Raw genomic sequence first — 4,127 nt, 5'->3', positions numbered from 1 at the left:
GGTCCGGGCCCTGCTGCGTTCTGCCGGGTGACACCCGTCTCAGATACTAGGAAATCCAAGTATTCGTGCAGACACGGCCGGGGCGTGGCCGTACCGTGGAAGGGCCGTACGGTGTGCCGCCCCTGTAGCCAGGGCGCGCGGCCCGTGTACGCGTGCGCCTTCACGAGCAGGCGATCCCTGCTCCGCGCATACCCTCCCGCCCGTCGTGCCGCCGCCCCTTCCCGGGGCGCGCTGCGCGCGGCACCTCCTCCCTCCCGCGCTGTTCGCGCAGCGCCGCTTCCAAGGAGCCCGGTATGTCGCCGACCGCCGACCGTCACGCCACTTCCGCCCCCGCCGCCACCCCCGTCCGCGCCCCGCGCCGCCGCCGGGCCGCCGAGCGGAACCCCTTCGCCTCCGCCGCCCTGCAGCGCTCGCTGGACCGCCGGGACAACGGCGGCGTGACCGGCCATCACTGAGCGGTCATCACTGAGCGGCCGGCGCTGAGCGGGCATCGCCGAACAGCGGGCCTTCGGGCCGGGCTGCCGGTGGCGTTCATCCGCCCAATGGGCCGTACGGGTTGGCGGGACGTCACCCAGTAGAGTGCAACCTCGTTCCGTCCGAGGGAAGTTGCTCGTGCCCGTCGGCGCGATCATCCTAATTTGGGGCCCTCGGAGGGGTGATCGACGTTCGCGTGGGCGGACGTCAGCGACACGGAGTGCGGATCAGTCCCCCTGCCGGGGGAGAGGGCCCAGTGCGTCTGCCACCCGTCCGCCGACCCGCCGCCCGGATCGGCCTCACCCTGGTCCTGCTGGCCGCAAGCGCCGTCCTCGTCGCCACCCCGGCGGCGGGCGGCCCGCCAGCCGCGGGACCTCCACCGCCGGGGCCACCCGCCGCCGGACCGCCGGGGCCTGGCCGAACGGCCTCCGTCCTGCTCGAACTCACCACCGAGGCGGCCGGCTCCGCCTGGTGGCGCGCCGCCGACGGGGCCCGGCGGGCCCGGCGCTCCCCGGAGGCCGTCCGCCGGGAGGCCGCGCAGGCCGGCGCGGCCCAGCGGGCCCGGGCCGGGGACGCGCTCGACCGGCTCGCCGGGGCCGTCCACCGGGCGGCACCCGCCGCCCGCGAGCTCTACCGCACCCGCACCGTGCTCGCCGGCCTCGCGGTCAGCGCGCCCGCCGACCGGCTGCCCGCGCTGCGGGCGCTGCCGGGCGTCCGGGCCGTCCACCCGATCGTCGCCAAGCGGCGGGACAACACCCACTCCGTCCCGCTGACCGGCGCCCCGCAGGTCTGGGCCGGCGACCCGGCGGCCGGCACCGGCCGGGGCATGCGGATCGGGATCATCGACAGCGGCATCGACTACACCCACGCCGACTTCGGCGGCCCCGGCACCGAGGAGGCGTTCCGCTCGGTCGAGCGCGGCAGGCCGGCGCCGCCCGCGCTGTTCCCGAACGCCAAGGTGGTCGGCGGCAAGGACCTGGTCGGCGACGACTACGACCCCGACCCGGCCTCCCCGCACCACCAGCCGGTGCCGCACCCCGGCGACAACCCGATCGACTGCGTGCGCAACGGGCACGGCACCCACGTGGCCGGCACCGCGGCCGGGTACGGCGTCACCGCCGACGGCCGCCCGTACACCGGTCCGTACGGGCCCGGGCTCGACCCGGCCGGCTTCCGGATCGGCCCCGGAACCGCCCCGGACGCGCAGCTGTACGCGATCCGGGTGTTCGGCTGCGACGGTTCCACCGACCGGGTCACCGAGGCGCTCGACCTGGCCGCCGACCCGAACGGGGACGGCGACCTGAGCGACCGGCTGGACGTCGTCAACCTCTCGCTCGGCAGCCACTTCGGCAGCACCGACGACACCGACGCCCTGGCCGTCGACCGGCTCGCCGCGCTGGGCACCGTCGTCGTCGCGGCGGCGGGCAACGACGGCGACGTGTACGGCATCGGCGGCAGCCCCGGCACCGCCGCCCGGGCGATCACCGTCGCCGCCTCGGTGCACGGGCACGCCGACGTGGACGGCATCACCGTGCTCGCCCCCGCCGCGCAGGCCGGGGTCGTCCCGGCGCACTGGAGCGAGCGCTACCAGGGCTGGTCGACGGCCGACGTCGGCGGCGAACTCGCCCTGCCCGCCGACCAGTCGGACGGCTGCACCGACTTCAGCGAGGCCGACAGGCAGCGGCTGAAGGGGCGGATCGCGCTGCTCGCCTGGCGCACCCGGGACGCCGACCGGGCCTGCAACTCCGGGCCGCGCGCCGACCACGCCGCCGACGCGGGCGCGATCGGGGCGCTGTACGCCGCCGACTCCGACCACCTCGCCGAGATCTCCGGCGACGACCGCATCCCGGCCGCGCTGCTGGCGCACGCCGACGGCGAGCGGCTGCGTCAGGCCGCGGCGGCCGGGCCGGTGCAGGTCCGGCTCGCCGCGCCCGGCAACACGCTGCACGGCTCCGTCGCGCAGGACCAGCCGGCCCGGGTCGACACCCTGACCGACTTCACCTCGCGCGGCATCGGCGTGCCGGGCGTGGTCAAGCCCGACCTGGCGGCCCCCGGCGAGAGCATCTGGTCCTCACTGGTCGGCAGCGGCACCGGCGGTCAGCGCGAGAGCGGCACCTCGATGGCCACCCCGCACGTGGCCGGGCTCGCCGCGCTGGTCCGCGCCGCGCACCCGGACTGGCCGGTCGAGCAGGTCAAGGCCGCGCTGATGAACACCACCGTGGACACCTTCCTCGGCGACGACCGCAGCGGGCCGGTCTACGGGCCCGAGCGCACCGGGGCCGGGCGGGTCCGGGTGGACCGGGCGCTCCGCACCCCCGCCGTCGCCTACGCGGCGGGGGAGGGCGCCGTGGAGGGCGCCGTCGGGGTCTCCTTCGGGCCGGTCGAGGTCTCCGGGCCGACGGCGGCGACCCGCGAGATCGAGGTGCGCAACACCTCGGGCGCACCGCTGGCCTACCGCACCTCGTACGCGGCGGCCACCGAAGTCCCGGGCGCCTCGTACCAGGTGACGCCGGCCCGGGTGGACGTCCCGGCGGGCGGCACCGCGCGGGTGCGGGTGACGCTGTCCGTGCCCGGGGAGCTGGGGCGCGCGCCCGACCCGACCATCGCCACCGTCCAGGGCGACCGGGCCCGCAGCTACCGGGGCGAGCTCTCCGGCCGGGTGCTGCTCACACCGGTCGGGGACGCCAGGCTGCCGCAGCTGCGGGTCCCGGTGCTGGCCGCCCCGCAGCCGACCGGCGACCTCACGGCGACGGCCGCCATCCGCACCGCCCGGGACGGCACCCTGGTCACCCTCGGCGGCCGGGCCGCGCCCGGCGAACAACCCGGGCTGGTCAGTGCCTTCGCACTCGGCGGCGTGGGGGTTCGCTGGCCCGACTGCCCGTCCGGCGGCAGCGGTGCGACGGCCGCGCCGGGTGCGGGCATCCGGCCCGAGGGCGCACGGGAGGAGGCGGACCCGGCGCAGGAGGTCTGCGTCGAGCACCCCGGCGAGCGGTCCGCCGGCCTGCGCGCGGCCGGTGCCGCCGTCGACTCCGAACTGCTGTACGTGGGAGCCCAGTTGTGGGCGCCCGCGGCCACCCCGGTGGGGCTGTACGGGGTGCGGGTGGCGCTGGACACCGACGGCGACGGCAGCACCGACGTCATCCTCAAGGCCGACCGGCTGCGCGGCGGCGACGTCCTGGTCTCCCGCGCCCTGGACGCCCGCACCGGCGCCGAACTGGACGTCCAGCCGCTCAACGCCCACTGGGGTGACACCGACACCGGGCTGCTGGACAGCGACGTGTTGGTGCTGCCCGTCCGGCTGAGCGCCCTGCCCGGCGTCGCGCCCGGGCACAGCACCGTCCGCTACGGCGTCTGGACCGGCTACACCGGGGGCGGTACGCCGGACGTGGCCGAGGCCCTCTCCGCCATCGGGCTGAACGGCACCAGGCCGTCCGTCCCGCTGGACGTCCTGCACCCGGCGCTCACCGTACGGGCCGGCCTCACCGGGCCCGCCGCGGTGTCGGCCCCGGCCGGCCCGGGCACCGTCCTGGACGTGCACCGGGGGCAGGGCGACACCTCGCGGCTCCTGCTGCTGTACCACCGCAACCGGGCCGACCGGCGGGCCCAGGTGCTCGACCTGCCGTGACCACCGGGCAGCGGGGCGGCCCACCGGG

General features: G+C 77.6%; 2 protein-coding genes. Both read left to right on the top strand.

Annotated features, from left to right (window positions below; genetic code table 11):
- Window positions 1-293 precede the first annotated feature (293 nt).
- Window positions 294-455 (top strand): hypothetical protein, encoded by a 162-nt coding sequence (locus ACFU7Y_RS41160; RefSeq protein WP_224282454.1) that lies wholly within the window; start codon window positions 294-296, stop codon window positions 453-455.
- Between the two features lie 275 nt (window positions 456-730).
- A complete protein-coding gene (locus tag ACFU7Y_RS41155; RefSeq protein WP_380771516.1) occupies window positions 731-4,099 on the top strand; it encodes a S8 family serine peptidase in 3,369 nt (1,122 codons plus the stop codon).
- Window positions 4,100-4,127: the final 28 nt, after the last annotated feature.

This window comes from Kitasatospora sp. NPDC057542 (genome assembly GCF_042801945.1).
Lineage (GTDB): Bacteria > Actinomycetota > Actinomycetes > Streptomycetales > Streptomycetaceae > Kitasatospora.
Note: the sequence above shows the minus strand (reverse complement) of the source record. Positions and strands in the feature narration are given on the sequence as shown.